Source organism: Salinirubellus litoreus (genome assembly GCF_037335815.1).
Lineage (GTDB): Archaea > Halobacteriota > Halobacteria > Halobacteriales > Haloarculaceae > Salinirubellus > Salinirubellus litoreus.
Genome location: NZ_CP147841.1, coordinates 3723697 through 3746814, shown reverse-complemented (window position 1 = coordinate 3746814; position 23118 = coordinate 3723697). Strand labels below are relative to the sequence as shown.

17 protein-coding genes and 2 pseudogenes are annotated in these 23118 nt (G+C 64.0%); 7 read left to right on the top strand and 12 right to left on the bottom strand.

Going from position 1 to position 23118, the window contains the following annotated elements; genetic code table 11:
* Window positions 1–251: 251 nt before the first annotated feature.
* A pseudogene (locus tag WDJ58_RS18660) lies at window positions 252–350 on the bottom strand (IS5/IS1182 family transposase); the annotation flags it as partial.
* The gene (locus tag WDJ58_RS18655; protein ID WP_338917878.1) at window positions 338–1735 is read right to left on the bottom strand and encodes a DUF6498-containing protein; all 1398 of its coding nucleotides are present in this window, start codon (window positions 1733–1735) and stop codon (window positions 338–340) included. The gene WDJ58_RS18655 and the pseudogene WDJ58_RS18660, both read right to left, overlap by 13 nt.
* Before the next feature lie 219 nt (window positions 1736–1954).
* Here WDJ58_RS18655 and WDJ58_RS26385 point away from each other — a divergent pair.
* From WDJ58_RS26385 to WDJ58_RS18645, 3 genes and pseudogenes are all read left to right on the top strand, one after another.
* Window positions 1955–2083 (top strand): annotated as a pseudogene (locus WDJ58_RS26385) (RNA-guided endonuclease TnpB family protein); the annotation flags it as partial.
* A gap of 141 nt (window positions 2084–2224) precedes the next feature.
* On the top strand, window positions 2225–3301 hold the full coding sequence (locus WDJ58_RS18650; RefSeq protein WP_338914806.1) for a hypothetical protein: 1077 nt from the start codon (window positions 2225–2227) through the stop codon (window positions 3299–3301).
* 166 nt (window positions 3302–3467) lie between these two features.
* Window positions 3468–7025 (top strand): hypothetical protein, encoded by a 3558-nt coding sequence (locus WDJ58_RS18645; RefSeq protein WP_338914805.1) that lies wholly within the window; start codon window positions 3468–3470, stop codon window positions 7023–7025.
* A 1065-nt stretch (window positions 7026–8090) separates the two neighbouring features.
* Here WDJ58_RS18645 and WDJ58_RS18640 read toward each other — a convergent pair.
* Window positions 8091–9446: a hypothetical protein gene (locus tag WDJ58_RS18640; protein WP_338914804.1), complete on the bottom strand. Its 1356-nt coding sequence runs from the start codon at window positions 9444–9446 to the stop codon at window positions 8091–8093.
* A gap of 268 nt (window positions 9447–9714) precedes the next feature.
* On the opposite strand from WDJ58_RS18640, the gene WDJ58_RS18635 reads away from it, so the two are divergent.
* On the top strand, window positions 9715–10164 hold the full coding sequence (locus tag WDJ58_RS18635; protein WP_338914803.1) for a hypothetical protein: 450 nt from the start codon (window positions 9715–9717) through the stop codon (window positions 10162–10164).
* Window positions 10165–10327: 163 nt separating this feature from the next.
* Here WDJ58_RS18635 and WDJ58_RS18630 read toward each other — a convergent pair whose 3' ends face one another.
* Window positions 10328–11383, bottom strand: a complete 1056-nt coding sequence (locus WDJ58_RS18630) for an alpha/beta fold hydrolase (RefSeq protein ID WP_338914802.1) — start codon at window positions 11381–11383, stop codon at window positions 10328–10330.
* A 412-nt stretch (window positions 11384–11795) separates the two neighbouring features.
* Entirely contained in the window at window positions 11796–12713 is a 918-nt protein-coding gene (locus tag WDJ58_RS18625; RefSeq protein WP_338914801.1) for a MarR family transcriptional regulator, read from the bottom strand.
* A gap of 465 nt (window positions 12714–13178) precedes the next feature.
* On the opposite strand from WDJ58_RS18625, the gene WDJ58_RS18620 reads away from it, so the two are divergent.
* Entirely contained in the window at window positions 13179–13466 is a 288-nt protein-coding gene (locus WDJ58_RS18620) for a PadR family transcriptional regulator (RefSeq protein WP_338917877.1), read from the top strand.
* Between the two features lie 159 nt (window positions 13467–13625).
* Here the strand turns inward: WDJ58_RS18620 and WDJ58_RS18615 are convergent, their stop codons facing one another.
* Window positions 13626–14312 (bottom strand): helix-turn-helix domain-containing protein, encoded by a 687-nt coding sequence (locus WDJ58_RS18615; protein ID WP_338914800.1) that lies wholly within the window; start codon window positions 14310–14312, stop codon window positions 13626–13628.
* A gap of 224 nt (window positions 14313–14536) precedes the next feature.
* Here WDJ58_RS18615 and WDJ58_RS18610 point away from each other — a divergent pair, with 224 nt between their 5' ends.
* Entirely contained in the window at window positions 14537–15337 is an 801-nt protein-coding gene (locus tag WDJ58_RS18610; RefSeq protein WP_338914799.1) for an alpha/beta fold hydrolase, read from the top strand.
* Window positions 15338–15383: 46 nt separating this feature from the next.
* Here WDJ58_RS18610 and WDJ58_RS18605 read toward each other — a convergent pair whose 3' ends face one another.
* The 6 genes from WDJ58_RS18605 to WDJ58_RS18580 all read right to left on the bottom strand — a co-directional run bounded on the left by WDJ58_RS18605 (window position 15384) and on the right by WDJ58_RS18580 (window position 20327).
* Window positions 15384–15833, bottom strand: coding sequence for a hypothetical protein (locus WDJ58_RS18605; protein WP_338914798.1), 450 nt, complete (start codon window positions 15831–15833; stop codon window positions 15384–15386).
* Window positions 15834–15866: 33 nt separating this feature from the next.
* Window positions 15867–16163: a toxin-antitoxin system TumE family protein gene (locus WDJ58_RS18600; protein WP_338914797.1), complete on the bottom strand. Its 297-nt coding sequence runs from the start codon at window positions 16161–16163 to the stop codon at window positions 15867–15869.
* 157 nt (window positions 16164–16320) lie between these two features.
* Complete coding sequence (locus WDJ58_RS18595) at window positions 16321–16560, bottom strand: hypothetical protein (RefSeq protein WP_338914796.1); 240 nt, start codon at window positions 16558–16560, stop codon at window positions 16321–16323.
* Window positions 16561–16724: 164 nt separating this feature from the next.
* Window positions 16725–18425, bottom strand: coding sequence for a serine hydrolase domain-containing protein (locus WDJ58_RS18590; RefSeq protein WP_338914795.1), 1701 nt, complete (start codon window positions 18423–18425; stop codon window positions 16725–16727).
* 78 nt (window positions 18426–18503) lie between these two features.
* A complete protein-coding gene (locus tag WDJ58_RS18585; RefSeq protein ID WP_338914794.1) occupies window positions 18504–19205 on the bottom strand; it encodes a class I SAM-dependent methyltransferase in 702 nt (233 codons plus the stop codon).
* 198 nt (window positions 19206–19403) lie between these two features.
* Window positions 19404–20327 (bottom strand): helix-turn-helix domain-containing protein, encoded by a 924-nt coding sequence (locus WDJ58_RS18580; RefSeq protein WP_338914793.1) that lies wholly within the window; start codon window positions 20325–20327, stop codon window positions 19404–19406.
* Window positions 20328–21582: 1255 nt separating this feature from the next.
* Here WDJ58_RS18580 and WDJ58_RS18575 point away from each other — a divergent pair.
* The gene (locus WDJ58_RS18575; protein ID WP_338914792.1) at window positions 21583–22746 is read left to right on the top strand and encodes a glycosyltransferase; all 1164 of its coding nucleotides are present in this window, start codon (window positions 21583–21585) and stop codon (window positions 22744–22746) included.
* Window positions 22747–23118: the final 372 nt, after the last annotated feature.

The following is a 23118-nucleotide window of genomic DNA, read 5'->3' as shown; positions in this document are numbered from 1 at the left end:
AGAGGATGTACAGTAATGGTATTGCAGTTGTACCACCGTCTGGAGGCGTGGGCTGAGGACCTACCCCGATTGGAATATGCCCTCGCGATTGGCTTTGTGAGCTTCCTCGCGGTGTTCGCAGTGAGTCTATTACTACGCGATCTGACAATCACCGACGCAGCGATGATGGGAGTCGTGATGGCTGTCGTCTACTATGCTCTTGACCTTAGACCCTGAATGGACTGCTGTGTTGAATAGATGCTGAGTTACGGTTACAGTGATTCACGCAGCGGTTCTATGTTGATGAGGACAAACATCAAAACGATCTCATGGAACTGCCGAGACCAGCCGAGCGCTCTCACGGCGTCGCCGGGAGCGCCCACCGCCACGCCGATCTGAGAGCGACGACGCCGAACGGGCCGCCGAACCCGGCGGCGACCGCCGCGACGGAGGGGGCGTAGTAGGCGAGACCAGCCACGACGGCGATGCCACAAGCACCGACTGCGGCCGCCACCCCGACCACGCGTCGGTCGAGTGGGCCAAACGCCGTCGTCTCGACCGGAAGCTCGAACGCCTCGACGGCCCGGCCATACTCCCGGAGGTGCGCGACGCTGAGTTCGTATTCCCCCGCGGACGGCATAAGCGAGAACGTTCGGGTGTCGCAGGCGCGGTCGAGGAGCTCTCCCTCGCACAGATCGGCGTCCCGGAGGTCATCGACGGGGGTCGCCCACTGGACCGCCCCGGTGAGGTCGTCGTACGCGACTACCGCGTCGTCGCGGCGCTGGTACGCCAGCGTACCGTGAGTGAGAGCGTACTCGACGGCCTTCAGCCCGCCAATGCCGGCCGGCAGGAGGCCGAAACAGACCACCGTGGCGGCGACTACCCCTGCCGACCCGCCAGTGAGCCCAACCCACGCGAGGAGGTACGCCGGGCCGCTGCCGACTGCGGACTTCGCGCCCCGCCAGAGCGCGGCGCCGCGGACGGCGCGCCGGTCCGGACGGACCTCCGCCGTCGGCGACGCGTCCGGAGCCGCCACAGGCGGGAGCGTTCCCACCCCTTCGTCGGGGTCGAACGCCAGCCCGCCGCGGTAGCCCCGCCACTCCGCGAATAGCTTCACCGCGACGAACGCGACCAGCGCGCCGGCCGGGCCGCCGACGGTCGCGAACCAGAGCACCACCACGGCTACCCCGGCCTCGTTCTTCGCGCTTGCGACCACGTCTCGGGGAGTGGTCGTCTCGTGGCGCCGCTTCCGGAAGTACTCGCGGTTGATGACACCGCCGTGAGAGACGATCAGGGAGACGGCGCTGGCCGCCACAATCGGATCGGCGAGCGTCGCCGGCACGTCGACGAAACGGCTCAGGACGAAGAGGAACATCCCGACGAGCGCCACGGCAGCCCCGAACGCTCGCAAGACGAACGGGAAGTTCCGGGGGTAGATCGGCGGGAGAGGGTCGACGACCGTGACGCTCCCACGCCGGCGGTTGAGGTCGCTCGGTCCGACGGAGCCCCCGCCCCACTCGTCGGGCTTGAGCGGGTCATCCTCCCTAGGACGCTCCAGCTCGTCGTAGTTCGGCGGGCGGCCCGCGAACAACGCCTTCAACCCGGCGAACGGGACAGCGACAACCAGTTCCATCGCGTAGACGACCGCGAACGTCTGTGCGCTCCACCCGAGGTGGAACACGCCGACCAGCGGGACGACGTTCGTCGCGACTGCCACCAGAAACACGGCAGACGAATCGTTCGATGGTGGCTCCATCGATTCATCATCTATAAGAAGTGAATAAAAGTTGTTGGGGGTGGGGCCGACGCCCGTGTTTAGCCGCCATACATCAGGGAGGTAGGACACTAAATCAAAGGAGTTGACATGGACTGCTCAATGAAGCCGAGGGTGTCGATTTCCATGGCAGGTTCGACCCCTCGGCTTCGCCCTGCTAAACCGGTAATATCGGTAGCTAAGATCGCTATTCAACACAGCAGACGAAAGATAACTCAGAGTCCCCCGACGGAGGATATGAGTAACGGCTGGTTGGCACAGCCCGGAGTCTTGCTGTTCGACCGCGAGAGCGGACGGTTCACACCGAGAGAACGGGGAGACTGCAAACCGAAATATCCCAACGCTCGGGATTCCTCCGGCTTTAGCCGAAGGAGGATGTCAAATGAATACACGGGACGATATCGTTCTTGAAGCGCCGTGTCGAGGCACCCGTATGGATCGCACCCCGCTCGTCCCTACGGGCGATCGAGGATGAAGGTCTACCCGAAGATCCCGCGGCACGACCACCCGGTCGTCCCATCGACGTTCTTCGAGACGGGGGATCTGACCCTCGTCGAGAAGGTCGACGGCAGTTCGTTCCGGTTCACGCTGTACGAGGACCGATATCGGGCGACCTACCCGGACCGGGTCGTTGCCGCGGCCGACGGCGACGGGAGCCTCGTCTTCGGGACGCGAAGGAGCGTCCGCGGCAGCCACCGCGACTCACTAGAAGAGGTCGACGGGGCGCTCCGTCGGGCCGTGCGCTGTCTCCGTGACGGCGTGGACTCTACCAGCCTCCGGTCGCTTCACGACAAGTACGATGGACCGCTGATCGTCTACGCCGAGAACCTCGTCTACTCGACGCTCGACTATGGGTACACGGACCGGGAACTCCCCGCACTGGTCGGCTTCGACGTGCTCCCCTACTCGGCGATCGAAACGATGACGCCGCCCGGGAACCCCTACGAGGAGACGTTCGAGGGGTTCCTCGGACAGGAGGCTGCGTGGACGGTCTTCGAACGCATCCGCGTCGAGGAGGCCCCGACCGACGTCTCGTTCCTTCCGGCGACGATCCTGGACCGTCCCGGAAGCCGGTTCGACCCGGAGTCGTACGCGTTTCCCACCTCATCGCTCGCCGACGACGTGACCGTCGAGGGTGTCGTCGTCCGGAGCGACGAGCACAGCCGACGAGTGAAACTCGTCCGCGAGCGGTTCGAGGAACTGAACCGCGAGCAGTTCGGCGGCCGACCCGAGGCGGCCGACTCGGGAGCGGAGTACGTCGTCGCGAGGTACTGTACGCCGGCCCGGATCCGCAAGCAGGTCCGGGAGTTGGTCGTCGAGGAGGGCCGTGAGTTCGGCCTCCACCTGAACGAAGACCTCTACCCGCGAGTGGTCGAGGACATCTGGGCCGAGAACTGGCCGGAGCTGATGGACCTGGACCGGTCGGTCACGCCGGCCGATGTGTATCCGCTGGTCGCGAAACGCTGTATCGCCGAACTGCGGACGATACGAACGAACGCCGAACTGAACGATGCCGATCCGATGGACGTCTGGAAACACCTCACCTGAGCGGATCCGCGCGCTGCTTCCCGGGGAACCGTTTATTACGCCATTATAGACCTGGATTTTCCCTGATCTGCTTGATTTCATCCAGTCGGGGTCTGGAACGCCCTGACACAGATCTCGAAACGGGACGTCGGTATTAGTCGTCGCTGTTCGGCAGACCCACCCGAGGATGGCCACGGACGAGTTGTCGCTCACGACCGAACGAGAGTACATCGCCGTTCGACCGACGACCGACCGTCTCGTACCCGGCGGGATCGTCGACGGGCTCCGCTCGCTCCACGGCCGGGCGGGCGGGACGACCGAGGATCCGCCGACCGTCGAGATGCTCCTCGCCACCGCCGGGGACGACGATGGGGTCACGTACCTGTTCGGCGGCGATATCGACACGGGGACGCTCGAGCGGGCGCTCAGGGACTGTTTTCCGACCGAATACGAACTCGCACGGACGACGACCACGCTCGCCGAGCAGGTCACGCCCGACGTCGTCCCGGAGGGATCGACACCGCTCGCCGATCGACCGGTCGCCGGGCTCGAGGTCCGCGCTCGCGAGGACCGCCGCGGTGACTGGCAGACCCGGCTCCATCCCCTCGAGCGCTTCGGCGAGGACGGGCGGGCCGACTGGCCGCTCGCGGACGTCATCGGCGCGCTCGCGGACAGCGACGTCCCGGTCGCGTTCCAGGTGCTCCTGCGGCCGAAGCCGGACTGGACCTGGGAGGCCGACGCGACCATCGAAGAGTATCACTACCCGCAGCGCTCGATCGTCGGCGAGTTCCTCCTCGAGCTGTTCGGCGCGGAGTTCGAGTACGAGCGCCTGGATCGCGAGGACGTCTCCCGCGCGTACCGCCAGCGGATCGAGGAGATCGAGGCGAGCAATGCGCGACAGTCCTTCGACGTCAACGCACGGGCGGTGGCGTTCGGCGACGGCGACGAGTCGGCCTCGCCGGAGATCGTTCTCGACGCCCTCTCGGGGGTGTTCTCGGAGGTCGGCCGGACGACCTACCAGCTACGGACGGACGTCCACGGCGCCGGCAGCAGCGACGCCGAGGAGCTACTGGCGGCGCTCGAGACCCGCACCGTCAGGGAGTTCACGCGCGGGCGCCGACTGGAGCGGTCGCTCGACATCGGGCTCCCCTTTACCTCGCATGTCCAGCCGCGGATCGTCGCCGATCCGACGACGGCCGGGAACTTCTGTCTCGTCGGCGGTGCGGACCTCCCCGAGGCCGCCCAGCGCGCCATCGGGACGCGACCGGGCGAACGGACCGGGCAGCCGCTCCCGCCAAAGGAGATCCTCGACCGCTACCGCGAGCCAGGGTACGCCCTCGGCGTCCCGGCGACCGGCGACCGGACGACCGATCCGGAGCCGATCGCGCTCCCACCGGCGCTCCAGCGTCGGCACATGCTCGTCGCCGGGAAGACGGGATCGGGCAAGAGCATCTGGGGGGTGACGGGCCTGCTGGCGAACCACGCGGCCACCGAGGGCGCGACGGTCATCGTCGAGTCGAAGGACGGAGAGATGGCCGATGACTACGTGCGAAGCCACTATGCCGTGTACGGGAGCCTCGAGAACGTCTACCGATTCGACGCCGCCAGGCGGGTGCCCGCGGAACCGTTCTTCGACGTCACCCGCCAGCAGGAGTCGGGGATCCCCCGCTCGCAGGCCGTCGAGGACGTCGCCGACCACACGGAGGAGCTCCTGCGGGCGATCATGGGGGACGAACAGTTCGACAGCGCCGTCACCTCGCCACTGATCATCGAGGCGCTGGTGAAGGCACTGTTCGATCCGGTCCACGGCGACGACCGGTTCACGCTCTCGGAGCTTCAGCAGCGGGCCGGGCAGTTCACCGAGAGCGGGCTCGAGCCGCCGGTCATCGACGAGCGACTCGCCCGGGAACTCCGGCGGCTCGCCAACAACACCGAGGACACGTTCACCGAGATGATGAACGGCGCCGCCCGCCGGATCGCGAGGGCGGCCCTCGATAGCCGCGTCGCCCCGCTGTTCGACTACGTCCCCGACGACGAGCCGGAAGACGTGACGCCGCTCGACTGGCGAACCAGGCTCGACGAGGACTGCGTCATCATCGTCGACACGAGTGACCTCCGAGCGGACCCCCAGCGCATCGTCACGCTGGTCGTCATCTCGCAGCTGTGGACGGCGCTCCAGCGTCGCGACCACGAACGAGAGCCGAGGCAGGGGGATCCACCGCTGGTCAACCTCCACATCGAGGAGGCCGCCGACGTCGCCACGTCCGGCGTCTTCGCCGATATACTCCAGAAGGGACGGAGCTACGGTGCGGGGGTCACGCTCTCGCTCCAGTACCCCGACCAGCTCCGACGGGCCGACGCGGCCACCCACGAGGAGGCGATCAACAACATCGGTACGGTCGTCACCGGCCCGGTCGAGCGCGACGCCGGGCTCGCCGAACGCCTCGCGACAGCCGAGATGCCGCCCGAGGCGGTCGCCAACCGACTGCGCGGACTGGCGCCCGGCGAGTGGCTGGTCTCGCTCCCCGCCTCGTTCGGCGCCGACCCCCCACGGCCGTTCCAGGTCCGGTCGCTGCCACTCCCACCGGGCCATCCCGACGGCCCACAGCCGCTCACCGAGTCACAGCGGGCGACCTTCGAGGCGGCCCGAACGTCGCTTCGGGAGCGGTCGCGACGCCACGGCGTCGACGTGGCGCGGACCGTCACGGTCGGGGCGGGGATCGAGTCCGACGACGACTCCGAGCCGAGTGCGCCCGACACCGGCGCCGGTGCGAGGGCCGCCACGCTCGACACGACGCTCCCGTTGACGCAACGACTCCCCGATGGGATCTCCTACCACCCGGCCTCGGATTCGGTCACCTGTACGACCTGCGGGACCCGCCACGGGCGTCGGTTCGAAGAACTGATGGCTGCCGTCGACTGTCACGGCGATCGCGAAGCCGTCGACCGGGCGACCGTGCCGACGGTCCACGTCGGGCTGACGCTCTCTCGAGGCGAGCGGGCCGGACTCGCGTACTCGGATACCCAGCTGGCCTTCCTGCAGGTCGTCTACAACGCCCACCAGCAGCGCTACGACACCGAGTGGGAGTACGATCTCGTCTTCGATGGGATGGAGCGACTCCGGACGTACACCGGGCTCGACGACGGGGCGTTCGAGGAGCTCGTCACCGACGGGCTCCTGACGGTCGACACGAGCCACCCACACACGCTGTATACGGTCACGCCCGAGGGGCGCGACCTGATCGATGCCGCCCACCGCGAGGGGCGGGCCCACGGCGACGGCGTGGGCGACCTCAGCGAGTCCAGCTTCCACGTCATGATGGTCGAGACGATGCGCCGTGGGTTCCGGGCCCGGTTCGTCGACGACCCCGATCATCCCGGCGCGGAGGTGTCGACGTACCACGCGATCGATGCGGGGCGGCTCGACGTCGCGGTGCTCGATGCCGACGGCGAGGTGGTCGTCGCCGGCGAGGCCGAGCGATCGAACCACGACACCCTCCGGGCCGTCCCCGCGGATTACGACAAGCTGGCCGCCTGCGACCCCGAGCGGGCGGTCTGGGTGGTCGAGGGCCGCAGTGAGGGCCACGAGGTCATCCGGGCGCTTCACAACCCCGGCGACGGGGAGCCACGCGTCGGGAAGACCTACAGCGATTCCTCGTCGCTCTCGCGGGTTACGATCGACGAGCCCGGGTTCACGGATATCTTCACGATCGGGACGTTCCGCGACCGGTTCCTCGAGGCGTAACCGTCGCCGGGGGAGGCCGGCTCTCTGCCGAGGAGTGAACGTCATCAGGGGAGCCGGAGCTCGGTGAAGGAACTCCACTCGAAAAGGGGGTACTCGTGGCCCAGCAGTGACCTCGTTCGATCCCGTCGGATCGGAGTGCGTGACCCCGACACAGTCTCCGATCTGCGGCGCTGTCAACGGCATCGTCGTGTCGAGGTCGGTCTCGTGTCACAGCAGCCGTCACGCGGATGCTAGCAGGCGATTCGGCCTCTGACCAACGCGTACATTCCTGTAATCTCCCGCAGTAAGGCCTCTCTGTGGGAATGTACGGTACGTGGATCCTGAGGTACGTCGGACAGGACGTGCCCGGTTGGTTTCAGGGGCGACCGGATCCCCCGGCACGGAGCGTCTCCTCCCCGTTCGAGCGGTATCGCACTGTTGGCATTACGGTCGCTGTCGCCCCCCGAACGCGAGTGAAATCAGGCGTGTACGGGGGCCTACGTCTCGATTCGGATCCGAGGCCCTGATGGCTCGATACCCGGTGGATCCGGATGATCGAGAAATTCGCATCAGTAGCGGCTCTCAATCGGGGTATCGAGCGATAGCTCGGTCTCGATCGGCTGTTGGTACGAGACGACGTACTGCCCGATCTGACTCGTCAGCGACCCGTGTACGGGTGAACGGGATTCGTCGGTCGCTCTCGCCTCCGTTCCGGATACATGACGACTCCGAGTTCGATGACGGACAGGCCTGCTCCGGGCGGTTCTCTTCGGTGACGCCGTCGGATCGGATGGGTTTCTCGATCTTGGCTCAGTATATTCTGCTGTACACGCTCTCTACCGCACAGTTCTGCGGATATCGGGTCGATGTACACGCACCATCCAGGAACTCAGAATACGGTGGCAGCTGGAATTCACTCGCGAAAACGGCTCAAACGGCAATGTACGGCCACGGTCGGGAGATTCCTCCGTCACAACGGCCGAACTGTCCGACGCTGTGCCACCTACTGAACCGGTTCGGTTTTCTCCCCCACCAAAGACCCCTATTTCAGGTGGAATCCAGCGATCGTTTCCGGCGAGCCGTCCGCTACTCCGTACCGTCGCCGGTGACCCACTGCCAGAACCGCGTGGCTGTCGATGGCGTGGTCGCCTCGGTATCTGTCCCAGCGTCCGCCCCAGTCGTCGTCTCGCGCAGCTCGTCGAGTTCCGCGTGGAGTCGTTCGTTCTCGGCTTCCAGTCGCTCCACCTGGGCCCGAAGGTCGTCAATGAGCTCGAGGTGTTCCTGCTCTCGGGCGACGAGTGCGTCGCGTTCCTCCCGGAGCCGCAGGATGGTCGCCTCCACATCGGGGTCGGCCTGGGTTGTGTCGGACGAGGTCCGGACATCGACCGAGTCCTCGTGCCCACTCCCGCCTTCGGACTCCGGATTCGGGTCGTAGAACTCGTCGGTCCCCGCGATCACGCGCTCGATGGTTTTCTCGCCGTAGGTGGATCCGTCGGCGTAGTGGGGCTCGTCCCACTTCTCGCGCATCAGCCCCGACTCCCGAAACAGCCGGTCGATCTGGCTCTCGTCGCAGCCGGACCAGAACGCCAGTAGCGCACAGAGGGCCATATCGGCCTCGGAGTGGCTCTCGTACCCGCTCGTATCACCACGCCACAGTCGGCTGAACTTCTCCCCGTTCGCGGCCGCCCGCGCTCGCTCGAGCAGTTCGGCATCACCGAGATCGGAGCGACTACTGCTCGACGTCGAGCCCCCGTTCGAGTTGGCCGTCTCGTCGATCGGTTCGTCGGGCGCATCCGCCGTCTCTGAGGAGAGATCCGTCGCTTCGTCTGAGATGCTACTGCTCGGCTCACGAGTTGCGCCCTCGGTGGTCTCGGCCGGCGTGTCACCCGAAGTCTCGTCTCCCGTGGCGATGTGTTCGGTGTAGACCTCGAGTAGTTCGTCGTGTCGCCGCTCGATCGAGAGCGGCGTCCCGTCGACGTGGTCGCCGGTCACCGTGAAGAACCGGTCGGTTTCGTAGATCTCGACGCTTCCGCGGCGATTGCGACCATCCGGTAACGTGGCCTCGACGAGAACGTGCACGCCGGTTCCGGAGGGACTGACCTCGGTGTAGGAGACGAGCGTCTCGACGACCGCCGGTGCGACACCAGTGAGCGTTCCCGTTTCCGGGACTCGGCAGTCGTCGAGATCGACGCCGACGATCGGGTCCTCGTCGGTGAAGACGAAGCCCATCCCGTCGGCCGCTCCGTCGATGGCGTACGCCCGCGCCTCTTCGAAGCTCGCCCACGAGCCCGAGTCCGTCGCCGAGCCGAACGAACCGGTGTGCGGGTTCACCGGGACTTTGGTCGGTTTGCCGTTTCGTTCCTGGGTTCGCCAGCACAACCACTGGTCGCGAGAGACGATCCCCTCCGGTAACGCCTCGGCAGCCGGCACCCCCGTTCCCATAACGGTCTGGTTCACTGAGTTACTTCAAAGGGGTTAGGGCGTGGTTTCATCGCGATCATTGATTCTCGAACCAGGCCGAAAGGACCGTCCAGCGTCTTTTCAGTCCCGATTCGAGAGAGTCTAACCTATCCTGGACGAATCAGTCGAAGAGGAGTGGGCGGACTGCTGTAGAGCGGAGACGCTCGTCCCATCCGATTAGCCGCCATATCCCTCTTCTAAATAGATTTATTTCCAGAACGGACGATACGGCCGATCAGCGGTCCGTTGCATGAGTGGTGGCGGAGATACCGCTCGTCCATCGGATGACGCCAGCGGCGCCCCGGTTGACTTCGACCGTCTGGCCGTCATCGCGGAACGACTCTCGACTGACGATCGCTTCACCCGGATCGAGGTCCAGCCCGAATTCGCACCCGACCGACTCGTCTGTCTTTTCGACTCCGGCTTTTACCCACAGCGGGTCGTGAGTGCTCGCCTTGAGGTCGTGTGGTCCGAGAACGGGTATTTATCGCTACACTATCACGAAGAGCACGACGAGAGGACGTTCGACCACCGCTGGGATCGCCATCCGTCCGAGCACAATGCGCGAGACCACGTCCACCCGGGCCCGGACGCACCGACCCCCGGAACCGACGGATCACACCCGGCCGAATGGCGTGACGTGCTCTCGATGGTGCTCGGCGAGATCGACGATCGGCAACGGGCCTTCTGGAGTCGGTGAGCACCACGTCGGCGTCGCTCGCGTCGTCGACGTCTCCGACCCTCGCTCTAGAAGCGGTCGTACTCCCCGTTCACCTCTCGATAGACAAATCCCGATAAGGTAGACCCTCTGGCGGACGGTACTCCGGGTTTTGAAACCCTCTCGACTCCCCCCAGTAGCAACGTCAGTTACGCAGGAAATCGAGCAGCAGCGACCGGAACTGCTCTGGTCGCTCGATGTGGGGTGAGTGGCCGACGTCAGTGAACACCTCTTCGGTGTAGGTTCCACCGTCAGCAGCGTACGCTTCGAGGACGTCCCGGGTCTGGGCGTTCATCGGCTGTGGCGGGTACGCCTCCTCGCCGGGCCAGTCGGGCAACTCGCCGGCCTGCCCGAGAAAGCCCGCGTCGAAGAACGAGGTGTCCGAGACGATCCGGTCGGCGTCACCCCGGACCCACAGCACCGGTGGCTTCTGGTCGATCTCGGCGAGTCCCGACGCGTCGAAGTACTTCGGCGACACCGCGTTGAGCACGCCGCGTTCGCCGGGACCGATGCCCGGCCAGTTCTCGGAGGGGACCGCATCGCCGGGGTAGTTGTCGTCGCCGACGGCCGTCGCGCACATCGCCTCGACGTAGGCATCGGCCGTCTCGGGGTCGAACTCGTGGTCCGGGCCGCCGTAGAAGGCGTGCATGACCGTCCGCGGCGAGGCGTCGGCCTCCGCGCTCGTGTCGCCTGTCGCCAGGTGTTCGACGAACTCGTCGTTCGCCAGGCCGCCGCCGGTCCCGGCGTAGTCCGGCTGGCAGGGCGTCCCATCGCGGGTCGTGCCGCCGAAGCCGTACGGTGACATCGTGCTGACGAGGGCCAGTCCGGTCACCTGGTCGGGGTGGTCGATAGTGTACTGCATCGAGACCCCGCCACCGATGGACCACCCGACCAGTGTCACCGTCCCCATACCGAGTTCGTCAAACAGCGCCGCCAGGTCATCCGTGAAGTCACGAACGCCGCGGGTCGCGTCGACCGGTTTCGTCTCCGAGTCGCCGAACCCCCGCAAATCCGGAGCGACGACCCGATAGGTGTCCGGTATCTCGTCCATGAACTCGGCCCAGAACCGCGACGACGAGACGTTTCCGTGGATCAGACAGACCGGTGTTCCGTTCGGGTCACCGGAGACGAGGACGTTCGTCTCTAGGCGACCGGTATCTACGGACTGGGCGGTGACCGAATCGGGAAGCGCGACGTCCATACGTGCGCTTCGGTCGGCGCAGCCATCAATATTCGTGGTATCACGCCACAGCCAGCCCGTGACACTACCTGAACCGGCTGTGCGTCGTCTAGCCCCCGGAGTGAATCACCGGTTCAAACGCTGCTATAGCGGAGTCTCGGCTGCGTGGGCCGATCGTACGCTTCGACGGTCGCCCCGAAGAGGGTCTTGCTTCGACCGACAGCGGGTGCGGATAGTACATCGGATCTGCAGAGGAAGGGGTCTGCGGCGGTCTCGATGGCCGGTACGCACGATTACCGATTCTTAGCTGGACAAGTCGTCCCTGGAACCCATGCGATCGTAAGTCTGCGGTTCTCCGGTATTCCACTGTTGGACAACTCCGGATCGACAGCTGGCCATCCACAGCAGACCCTTCTCCGATCGGAAGATCGACCTACCCCCGCAGATCCTTCAGCAACTGCAGCTCCTCTTCCTCCGTCAGCAGGTCCGAATTTATCGAGGCATGGACGACCTTGTGCGCGAGTTCCGGGCCGACGACCAGGTGCGTCGACTCCGTCTCGGTGTCCGTTCCGGTCTGCATCGTCTCGAGCCGACCCTCGATCTCGTCCAGGCGCTCGTTGAGCCGTTCGAACTCGCTCCGTCCAACGCCGTCCGGCGTAGACTGCTCGGTTTCGGACAAACGGTCGTCCTGCTGGACGAACTCGTCCGGCGTGGCTCCCTCGGCGTTTTCGTCGTCGTCGAGCATCTTCGTGATGAACTCCTGTCGTTCCGTCCATTCGAACTCCGGGATGTCGCTCAGCCACCGGCTGACCGTCGCTCGGGTCACGTCCAGCCGCTCCGCCAGGTCACCCTGGGTCGCGTCCGGCCGCTCCGCGATCAGGCGGAGTGTTCTCAGTTGCTTCTCGGTGAGGTCCGCGGCGTCGACTGTGCTCCCTCCATCGAGACCGTCCTCGTCCTCTTCGTCGGCTACCTCGGGCGACGATTCCCGCTCGAGTTCATCGTCACCCGTCTCCTCCATCGTCGGTGGCTCCTTTCGAAGCACTGAATCCTCGCTCCCTTGTTCCATTATCTCCTCCTGGTTATCGTGGTCCTCGTTCTCCGGCGTCTTCCCGTCTACCGGATCCTGGCGATCCCCGCTTTCCGGTGTAGCCTCGGGATCGTGACCGCCCTGCTGGTCCTCGGCCGGATCCCCGTACTCCTCCAGTACGCGTTCGACCAGATCGATCGACGCCCCGCTGATCTCGTCGGCGATCCCCTCCAGTGTCGCGCTCGGGTTCGACTTCGCGACGTCCAGTATCCGCTGGTGGATCATCGCCCGGGGTGTCTCGGACCGTTCACCCGTTCGACTCATTCTCCCTCTCCCTGGTCATGTCCTCTATGATCACACTACCTTCAATAAGAATTTCGCAAACGTAATGAATAATTTCTGATATTTTCGGAGTGGTCTCGACTTCGATAGATGTCCTCACAAACGCTTTCAGAACCGGAATGGGGCTCTACCGCTGCTCCCACCGGCAGACGGTGTTTGAGGAGAGGGCCTAATGTATTCGAGGAATATAATCTTAATACTAATTACTAGTATCCTGAGATCCGAGATGGTAGCGTGGAACCGACGGTTAAAGCGAATACAGCGGTGACCTGGGTGGAGACCGGCGGTTACCGGATGGCAATTCTCGGCCAAGCGACAAACGTGAGGTCGATACTCGGACCCGACGGAGACCCGGAGGCCGAGAGATGCGGGTGCGACCAGTATCTCACGTCCGTCTTACCTGTCTGCGCCAGAGTTAATAGAATCCAGATACAACAGTCATGGATAATGTACGACCTCACCGGCTTCCAGCGCGACCTGCTGTACACGATCGCGGGGCTCGAGGACCCCCACGGGTTAGCTATCAAGGAGAACCTCGAAGAGTACTACGAGTCCGAGATCCACCACGGCCGACTCTATCCGAACCTCGACACGCTCGTCGAGAAGGGCCTCGTCGAGAAGGGGGAGAAGGACCGCCGAACCAACGTCTACAGGCTGACTCGGCGCGGGAGACGCGAAATCCAGGACCGGCGGGAGTGGGAGAACGAATACCTGGAAAACCCCGTGGAAGCCTGACTCGATCCCGGTACCGTTTCGACCCTGATCCGGTCCGGTCCGCTGACGTGTCCATCTGCATCGGTGCGTCCCGATGTTCTCGCATCGGTGGAGAAGGCCCCTCTTTCTCTCTCTCGGTCGTCCATCTGTTCGAGCACGAGTGAGTCTCGATACAGTGGTTCAGTCCCCGAGTGGTGGCCACGTTGTCGCTACCGTCTCCTCGATGAGCCGTGTCTGTGCCCGACGCAGCCGCTCGGAGACCGACGACGGGGAAAGGTCCAGCTCCGCGGCGACGTCTTCGAGGGACGCACCCCGTGGGATGTCGAAGTAGCCCCGTTCGTAGGCGATCCGAAGCGCCTCGTCCTGGCGATCGGTGAGGCCGTCTCCCGGTGGTTCGGACTCCCCCTCCCGCGTGAGACGGTGTAGCTGGAAGCCGGCGTTGCGCTGCCAGAACGAGGAGAATTCGCGGAACGTCTCCCGGTCCGTGAACCACCCGGTCTGTCGCCACCCGTCCGGCAGGACGTCGATCCGCTCGATGATCGCACCGGCAGTAGCGAGCGCTTCGAGCCCCTCGAGGTCGTCGAGCCGTTCACCGAGCTGCTCCTCCAGGCTCAACGCCGGGAGTACCTGGTACCGACGCGTCTCCCCGGCCTGGCCGACGAGCGTCCACTCGCCGACGTCGTAGGCGTCGGTGAAGGCGTCCTCGATGGCCCTCCGGGACCCGTCCTGTACGGTGACGAGAAAGGGAGGTCGGTTGCCGTGGTTGAACTGCATCTCGAGCGTGATCGCCGCGTCGGGTAGGTCCGCCGCCACGCCGGTGAGCGGCAACGCCTCACAGCTGATCTCGAATTCGGCAACGAGCCCCATATGTTGCCCCTCCTACCGATCGTTATAGGGATATCGAAAGACACGATCGGATCGAAACGGCCCGTCGCGCTCGACCCTCTTCTCCGACCTATCTCGACGGTCCCCTCGGTATCTCTCCGGGTGTTCTATCCGACCTAGTCTCATCTGCCGTCGTCCCGGATCGTATAAATGGCCGAATCACTGGGAGAACGGCTTAGCGGAGTCGCTCCCGGAGACGTGGGTGCATGGCGACGACCCAGTTCGCGGATGGTAACGAGATCGCGTACGAACGACACGGCGACGGGCAGCCGCTGATCCTCCTCCACGGCGGCATGGCCCCGCGCCAGTACTGGAACCCGGTCCTGCCGCAGTTCGAGGAGTACGGCGCGGTGATCCCGCAGCGACCGGGGTTCGGCACGTGTCTCGACGATCCGGCGGAGACGAGCGCCGATGAGGTGCTGGATCGCGAGATCCAGTACGTTCGCACGCTCGTCGACGCCGTCGATACCGTCGACGGGGATCCGATCCTGTTCGGTCACTCCTTCGGGGCGCTGACGGCCGTCGAGGCCGCGAGGGATGCGGCGGTCGAGGCGGTCCTCGCGTACGAACCGGCGGTGCTCCCCGAGGCGTTCCGAAGCGAAGCCGAACTCGCCGACCGGATGGCGACGCTCATCGAGGCAGGCGACCGTCGAACGGCGGTGAAACGCTACGTCGAGCAGGTGCTCCACCCGGACGGGATCGACGACCTCGATGCCTGGCTGGCCGAGTGGCCGGTCTGGCCCGACTGTGTGGAACTCGCCGAGGAGGTGGTCCGGATGAACCGTGCCGTCGAGCAGTACCGGCTACCGGATACCCTGGACGTCGATGCGTCCGTCCTCGTGATGACCGGCACCGACGGGCCGGCGTTCCTCCGCGAGAGCGCTCGTGGCGTTCACGAGGCGCTTCCGCACAGCCGCCTCGTCGAGTTCGACGGCGTCAGCCACAGCGGTCCGAGTGAGGCCCCCGAGCGGATCGCGGCGGAGGTCGAGGCCTTCCTCCAACGGTAGTCGATAGCGGCCGGGTCCACCACGTCCAAACGCTACTACAGATTGGTCACGCCGTCGAGGAGGCGACCGGGTCGTCGACGTCGGGCGGCAGCGGGAACGGCAACTGGATGTCGAGTCGCTCGTAGGGAATGACCGGCCGCTTGGCCCGACCGTGCTCGGCGTAGGCGATGAGCCCGTAGTCCTCGAGCTCGTCGAGGTTCTGGAGGACTTCCTTCGGGCCGCGGTCGACGAGCCGTGCCGTCGCGCGGATGCTCTCGGGCTCGTGGGCGGCGATCGCCTCCAGGAGCTCGAGATTCGTCGGGCGCAGGATGCGCCCGAGCGTCGCGACGCTCTCGACCCGCAGGACCGGGTCGCGGGGCTCGAGGTCGTCGATGTTACCGGCGTCGATCCGGGCGGCGATCGAGTCGGTGTCTTCCGCGAGATCGTCGTCCGCCCCGATGAGCCGAATGTGCAGTGTCCGGCCGTCAGGGTCTGGGATGTGCGCTGGATCGGTCATGGTGAGTCTCGTGTGTTGGGATGGCCGACGACGCTACCAGTCGGCACGCTTCTCCGGTGGAAGGGCCGCCACGAAGCAGGCTTCGAGGGATTCCAGCCCGGGGAACTCGATGTCGAACGTCGCGGCCCCGAGGTGGAGTTCGTGGGGTCCGTGGTGGTTGTCGAACCGGATGATCGGGCGTTCGGCCCCTGCAACGCCGTAGTGGAAGGCATATTTCAGCCCCCGAGGGAAGCGCGCCGAGGTCGGAACGGCGAGGAACCGTATCGTGACGACCTCGCCGTCGTCGTAGGCGTTCGTTTCGTCCCGGAGCGTGGTCACGTCGTCCCCCATCCCTGTTGTAGGGATGAATCCCTACACTGTAAACGTTGGGTCCAGTCCCTACATTAATTCGAGGACCGGGATTCGAATCCGGCGAGACGATGCGCGCTTGGCACTCCTCGTCGTGTATCTCCTTGAGGTCGTGAATCCCGCTCCGCTCGAAACGTGATCACACTGGCAGGAAGCCGAGCATCGAGAGCTGCCAGCTGAACGCGAGACCCAGCAGCGCCAGTACCGTCTGGTGGATCCGTGCGCGCAGTGACCAGTAGCGGTACCGCCACGCCAGTAGCGCTCCGGCGGTCGTGACGAGCGCGAGGCTCCCGACGAGATACGGGAGTGCGAGTGCGACCCGCATCGGAAGCGGTCGCGTGAGCAGCGCGAGCTCGCCGCCGACCTCCAGGACGGACACGAAGAGCACGACGAACCCGACGGAGACACCGCTCAGGGCGACGCCCGCCGCGCGGGCGAGCCACGAGGGGGTAGTTAATCGACGTTTAGCGGCGTGTGCGAGGCCGCGTCGGTCATCCCGTTCGTGTGGCTCTCCGGCTCGTTGCCGAGCGGCCTGCCGATCCGTCATTCTGTATCCTCCGTACCGGGGTCGCCGCCCCTCCGGAACTGCGTCCACCGCTGCCAGGCGCTGTGCCCGCCCCACCCGACGAGCGAGATGCCGAATCCGGATACCGTCGCCCCGAGAACACCCCCGGTGACGAGCTGGCGTTCGTGGGACGGGACCGGCTGGTAGACGCCGGTGGGTTCGCTGCTCATATTCGCCACGTCCACGGCACCATCCGTGACCTCGAAGGCGAGGACGTCGTGGCCGCCGAGCTCCTCGTACACGTACGGGTCGGTCTCGACCCACTGTCGGACATCTCCGTCGAGGGTCGCCGTGCGCAGGTGACGCTCGCCAGCCGGTTCCACGATCAGGTGTTCGAGCAGATCGACGACCTGAAGCGGACCGCTCCGCGGGAGAGACGAGAGGCTGTACTCCCCGGCGACGGTTTCCGCGCGCTCCCGACCGCCCGGTCTCGAGGTCGGTGTCGGCGCGGTCGGCGCTTCCTGGAGGTCGTACTCCGCGACGATCTCGTCGATAACGGCCTTCGGATGTTCACTCGGATTGCTGTTGTAGGCGACGAAGATCCCGACATCGCGATCCGGCGCGAGCAGGAGGTAGCTCGTGAAGTCGACGGTCGCGCCCGAGTGGGCGACGAGGTTCGCGTCCGGATCGCCGTACTCGTGGAACCCGTACCGCCAGTTCGTGACCGCCGGGTGGCGCACGTGGTGGCGGCTGTGCATCGTCTCGGCGGTTTCGGCGCCGAGGATCCGCGCGTCATCGACTGCGCCGCCGCCGAGGTGTGCCCTCACGAACGCGGCCATGTCCGTCGCCGTCGCGCTCAGCGACCCCGCCGGCCGCATGTTGATGTACGCGTCGTCGGCCACCGAGAACGACCCGCCGTCGCGGACGTGCGGCGCAGCGAGTTCGCCCGGTCGATCGGATGGAACGGGCTGGGCGAACGTGCTGTGGGTCATCCCGAGCGGCTCGAAGATCTCCGACTGGACGTACGCCTCGAACGTCGTGCCGTGGGCTTCGGCGACGACGTGTCCCGCGAGAGCCGCCCCGTAGTTCGAGTAGCCGACGAGTTCGCCGGGGGGACGAATGCGCGGGGGTTGCCGATCGGCGAGAACCGTCTCCAGCGGCTCCAGTGCGTCCGGATCGGCGACGACCTCCGGATCGAGCGCGGACTCGAATCCGGCTGTATGTGTACCGAGATGCCGGAGCGTCACGGGATCGCCGTGGGTGTCCGGAACGGTGACGGCGGAGCCGCCGAGATACGCGTTGACGTCGGTGTCGAGATCGAGCACGCCCCGTTCGACGCCCTGCACGACGGCGGTGTACGTCACGAGCTTGCCGACCGAGCCGACCCGGAACACCGTCTCGTCGGCCCGGACCGGATCGCCGGAGTCGACGTCGGCGGAGCCGTAGCCCCTGGTGAGGAGTGGCGTATCCCCCGAGACGACGGCGACCGTGGCTCCGGGCGTGATCGTCCCGACCCGTTCGGCCATCACCTCATCGACGAACATTTCGAGTTCGTCGAGGTCATCGAAGGGGCCGTCACCCACCCGTGAGTCGGCGCTCCGTGAGCCGACCGTGGCGCTCGTTCGATCGGCCACGGTCGCGAGGCCCGCGAGTCCGAGTCCGCCGATACCGGTGAGGAACGACCGTCTGGTGGTTCGATCGGTGCAGTCGCACGCCGTGGAGGGTCCTGATGGTGTCATCGGTCGGGGTGGCTGTGTGTGGGTCGTTCGACCCGACGTTCGAGCGAGTATGCGGCGGTGTACGTGCTCATCGAGCGATCACCTCGGAACGGCGTCGATGGCGGTGACGAGACCGAGGAGTGCGGTCGAGATGTCCTCGACCGGGAGTCCGGCCTCCTCGACGGTCCTCAGGGGGTCGTGGTTCAGCCGGCAGCCGTTCCTCTCGTAGTGGGAGTCGGCCCGCCAGTCCTGGAGCCAGGCGAGCGGGGCGGCGTCGCTGCGATCGTGTTCGAGCAGCAGGATGCTCCCATCGGGAGTGCAGACCCGTTCCATCTCGTGGAGTGCCGCGACCGGATCGGGGAACGTGCACGTCGAGAACGACGAGACGACGGTGTCGAAGCTGTCGTCGGGGAACTCGAGTGACTGGGCGTCCATTCGGTGGACGGTGCCGTCCGCATCGAGCCTGTCGAGCTCGTCGCGGGCGTGAGCGAGCATCCCGTCGCTGACGTCGATGCCGACGACTCCGCTGGCCGACCGGAGGTAGCGGAAGTTCCGCCCGGTGCCACAGGCGACGTCCAGGACGCGGCCGTCCGCGCGCTCGAACTGGCTACGACGATACCGGCCGGCGAAGAGCCGGTCGAGTCGTCGCCATCGAGCCAGTTCGTCGGCCACGTCCGCGTACGCGTCGGCGATCTCCTCGACGGACATCGATCCGCGCTGCACCGACTGCCGTCGGTCGGGATTCCGGTTCGGGTCTCGATTCCGCTCGATCGTCGGATCGCGTGGATCGTTCGCTTGCATGGGTTGGTCTCCGTCGACCGCGGTCGTGGCTCGGACAAGCGACACCGATAAAAGTATTGGAGATATGATAACTCATCGGATCCGTTTCAAAATCTGTGTTGAGCAGAAATCCGGGCGACCGTCCTCCTGATCCCGTCAATCCGCGTCCTCCTTGACGACTACCGCGATCCGCTCAACGTCGCTTTCGTAACAATACTGTCAGGAACGCCGAAACTCGCCGCTCTCACGTCGCACGCGCTCCGTCCGCACCACCGTCGCGGAGTCATCGAGGTGGAGCCGAACCGCATCGTCGCCGTGACGTAACACGACCTCGTACTCGTCGGGATCGGACACCACCCGCTCGGACGTCCAGCGCCCCTCGTGGACGTGTTCGTGGAACTCCCAGATACCCCGTGCGGTCACGTCGACCCCGCGGTCCCAGTGAAACGCGACCGACGCCGGGTGGTAGACGACACTGTAGGTCAGCGGACTGTTGTACTCTCGGAGACACGCCTCGCAGGCACTCGTGACCACGAACGGATCGGCATCGGGCAACGGGCTCTCGGGTACCTCGACCACGTCCGTGGAGAGGTGTGCACCACACTCCGGGCACATCCCCCGTCGGACCTGCCTTGCGACCTCCGCACTGCGTAGTTTGACGCTCCGTACGACCGCATCACCGTCGCGCGTCTCGACCTGTGCTGGCGTTATCGGCTGTCCCGTCACCTGCTGTTCACAGGCCGCACAGTCGATGCGGAAGAACTGGTGGGAGAGGCTCGCTTCCAGCGCCTCCTCGCCGCAGAAGACGCACACGCCATCGACCGGTTCGGGGCCGAACGACGACGGCTGCTCGTAGTTCCCCGACAGGATGAACCGGACGATGCGCTCGCCGGCGTGCGAGAGGGAGTAGCCGTCCTCGCTCTTTCGAAGATAGGTTCCGGTGAGCTCGCCGAGGTGGTACGACAGCTTCGACGTGTTCTCCACGTCGACGCGCTCGTAGATCTCGGAGAACGCGAGCTCGGCCGCCCCCGATCCGACGCCTTCGAGTTCGTACTGGGACACAGCGACAGCACGAAGGATCTCGACCCGGGTGTCGTCGGCGAGGAGTCGAAAGATGTCCGTAGCCGATCGGTCCCCGGTCATCGTTCTCGATATCTGCTTCTAGTTCCGCGGCGATATTGAAACCCCCACCGCCCTCCGCGCGCTGTTGTATCTGTTCATGCTTGCGTTCTTGACGATGTCGTATCATCCGTCTCGTAGTGCTTTGGTCCGTGAGTCTCGTCGAGCGATCTATTGAGGAGTACCCGAGCATAATGTGGGGGTGGTACCAACACCGGGCCACGATTCAAACTCGACCAGCTGCCGCTTGAGGACTCCAGAGACGAATATTCACGACGATCGAAGCGGTGTCCGGTTCGACAGCGAGAGCCGGCGAGTGTGTCAATCAGTTCATCGGTAACGAAAACTCCCTTCCTGACGACTGCGGCCTGTGTTCGACTGTACCCGTCGACACGTAAATCAAGGCGACGAGGTGGCCCGGGATGAACGTCTAGTCGCAGTGGAGACCGAACCGACGTCCCTAGACGACTAACATGATCGGGGAGAAACCAATGTCACTTTCATACCCTCGCGCCGGTATTGTTCGATCGAGTCAAATATTCCAGGGTGTGTCAGTTTCGAATCGAGAACTGACGAACGGCAGGAGACACCGATTACAAAACGTCAGTGATCCATCTACGCCCACCTCGCGTGGATGCTCGCCGTGCTCGTACTCGTCGTTGTCGGGTCTCTCACCTACGAAGTCTTCTTCCTCGTCGCACTCTTCGGCTTCCTCGTCATAATCCAGGCAACGGCACCGCTTTGGATCAACCCGCCCTGGCGACACGGTTGGAAATGGGTGATCGAATGCTTGTCGAGGAGTACTCAACTAAACCGTCCTTTGTTCGTTATTATTCGGATTACTGTATCTAAAGATATAACCCCAACCTACCCGATCCGAAGGCTCGCACTCCTACCCCCTTCATCGAGATATCTGAGGTCGTTCAGTACAGCCTTCAACGCTGGAAGCAGCTGAATATTGTCAAAAACAGTGCTCCGGATGAGATACGCCGCGATAGAGTTAAGAATTTCAGCATCGGGAGGGCCGGTAATGAAAGGGTTACCAGGATATCAAATTTTTTTGCCCCCCGTATTCACCCAGGAAATCTATTTAGTGTACTCTCTACTACCCGCGCCTGAATCGTTCACGCTATGGCTTATTCCAAGAATTTATAGGTAAAATTTATATGGGGGATGAAATTCATACCAACCGTAAGTTATATCAGGTGGGAAAGTAAGTTTAACATATAGGAGGAGAGTGAGTGAGAAACCTATGCCTAACTAATCTAGATGGTGACAGATGAAGGTGAAGATTGTGACCGGGCCAGCGGATGGCCGATCAGGGATCGGTGATTATACCGAAGAGCTTGTCAAGGAAATGTCCGAGGTCGAGGTTAATCAAGTCATACTTCCAATGGAATGCAATAATCCATTGGTCTTTATGAAACAGGCTCTTCTAGCCGGGGCGAATGACTCTGACGTAGTACATGTTCAGCATGAGTATGGAATGTATGGGCTCTTTGCAGGAATGACATGGCCCTTCTTCTCGGTACTATATTTGCTGACTCGACTCCGTGGAATCCCCGTTGTCGTGACGATCCATGAAGGATTAAACGCCAATCACCTTTCTGGGCCAGCAAGAGGGCTCAAAGGCCTCTATCTGAGGATACTCAATTTTCTGATCGTCTCTGGCGCAAGCCATGTGATATTCCTCTCCAACAGGACTGCTGATGAATTCATCGAGAGCGTCCGGCCCGGGGCATTCACCGTTCTCCCCCATGGGGCAACCAAGGAGCGGCCGTTCGAGATCAGCAAAGATGAGGCGAAGTCGCGTCTCGGCTACGACCCGGAACAGACCGTAATCACCCAACCGGGCTATATCGAGCCCCGAAAAGGGAACGATCATATGGTCGACCTGGCCACCGAGTTTGATGACCACGAGTTTCTGCTCGCCGGAGGGCCATCCAAGGAGGCATATGAGGAGTACTACAATGACATACTCGATAACGCATCCGACAATCTAACCGTCAGCGGTTTTCTCGAAGAAGACGAATTTCATGCGGCATTTATCGCCAGCGACCTCATCATCCTTCCATATCAGCAGGCGGAACAGGGCGGAATCATCAATACAGTTGGTCAAAGCGGTATTTTCAACTGGTGCGCAACGTACGCCAAGCCCGTCGTTGCAGCTGACCTCCCCTACTTCCGAAGCCTCAAACAGGAGTGGGAGTGCCTGGAGATCTGTGATTTCGATCGTATCGACGACGCAGAGAGAACAGTTCAAACCCTACTGAGGGATAACCTGCAACGTGAAAAACTATCCCAGAATATGCGTGAATATGCGGAGGCGTGTTCATACGCTAACGTCGCGGAGTTACACCATGATATTTACGAGCAGACGAGATCCGAAGAGCCAACTCGCGGAACCTCGGTAAGCGGGGAGGTAATAAAGAGGGGGGATTAGGTGACGACGAGCCTAACCGGGCTATCAGCGTAACCGGTAGCAAACGACATTCGTCAAGGAATACTCGAAGTGCACGTCTGCCATGACTCGTATCTAGGACTCTCGGGGGTAGTATGTCGTGGTTAGTGTCTGATCCTCTCTAAGTCCCGCTTCCCGATAGCATGTCCGGGTCGAATCTATGAGGAAACCGTTCTTGTTGAGGAGCTGGGCCCCAGCATCCCCAAGGTGTCGCGGAACAGGACGAAGGCCCGACCCACAGAATCGCGGTCGAGTGTGCTGTCATTTTGTGTTCTCTCTTAGCCCGTGTGCCGAATCCCTGGTGACAACCTATATCGACCGGGCGCTATCCCTCGATATCAACGGGATGCTGTG

What these genes read in the sequence shown, in the direction of transcription:
- WDJ58_RS18655 (WP_338917878.1), bottom strand. Translation starts at nt 1,735, where the DNA reads ATGGAGCCACCATCGAACGATTCGTCTGCCGTGTTTCTGGTGGCAGTC.
- WDJ58_RS18650 (WP_338914806.1), top strand. Translation starts at nt 2,225, where the DNA reads ATGAAGGTCTACCCGAAGATCCCGCGGCACGACCACCCGGTCGTCCCA.
- WDJ58_RS18645 (WP_338914805.1), top strand. Translation starts at nt 3,468, where the DNA reads ATGGCCACGGACGAGTTGTCGCTCACGACCGAACGAGAGTACATCGCC.
- WDJ58_RS18640 (WP_338914804.1), bottom strand. Translation starts at nt 9,446, where the DNA reads ATGGGAACGGGGGTGCCGGCTGCCGAGGCGTTACCGGAGGGGATCGTC.
- WDJ58_RS18635 (WP_338914803.1), top strand. Translation starts at nt 9,715, where the DNA reads ATGAGTGGTGGCGGAGATACCGCTCGTCCATCGGATGACGCCAGCGGC.
- WDJ58_RS18630 (WP_338914802.1), bottom strand. Translation starts at nt 11,383, where the DNA reads ATGGACGTCGCGCTTCCCGATTCGGTCACCGCCCAGTCCGTAGATACC.
- WDJ58_RS18625 (WP_338914801.1), bottom strand. Translation starts at nt 12,713, where the DNA reads ATGAGTCGAACGGGTGAACGGTCCGAGACACCCCGGGCGATGATCCAC.
- WDJ58_RS18620 (WP_338917877.1), top strand. Translation starts at nt 13,179, where the DNA reads ATGTACGACCTCACCGGCTTCCAGCGCGACCTGCTGTACACGATCGCG.
- WDJ58_RS18615 (WP_338914800.1), bottom strand. Translation starts at nt 14,312, where the DNA reads ATGGGGCTCGTTGCCGAATTCGAGATCAGCTGTGAGGCGTTGCCGCTC.
- WDJ58_RS18610 (WP_338914799.1), top strand. Translation starts at nt 14,537, where the DNA reads ATGGCGACGACCCAGTTCGCGGATGGTAACGAGATCGCGTACGAACGA.
- WDJ58_RS18605 (WP_338914798.1), bottom strand. Translation starts at nt 15,833, where the DNA reads ATGACCGATCCAGCGCACATCCCAGACCCTGACGGCCGGACACTGCAC.
- WDJ58_RS18600 (WP_338914797.1), bottom strand. Translation starts at nt 16,163, where the DNA reads ATGGGGGACGACGTGACCACGCTCCGGGACGAAACGAACGCCTACGAC.
- WDJ58_RS18590 (WP_338914795.1), bottom strand. Translation starts at nt 18,425, where the DNA reads ATGACACCATCAGGACCCTCCACGGCGTGCGACTGCACCGATCGAACC.
- WDJ58_RS18585 (WP_338914794.1), bottom strand. Translation starts at nt 19,205, where the DNA reads ATGCAAGCGAACGATCCACGCGATCCGACGATCGAGCGGAATCGAGAC.
- WDJ58_RS18580 (WP_338914793.1), bottom strand. Translation starts at nt 20,327, where the DNA reads ATGACCGGGGACCGATCGGCTACGGACATCTTTCGACTCCTCGCCGAC.
- WDJ58_RS18575 (WP_338914792.1), top strand. Translation starts at nt 21,583, where the DNA reads ATGAAGGTGAAGATTGTGACCGGGCCAGCGGATGGCCGATCAGGGATC.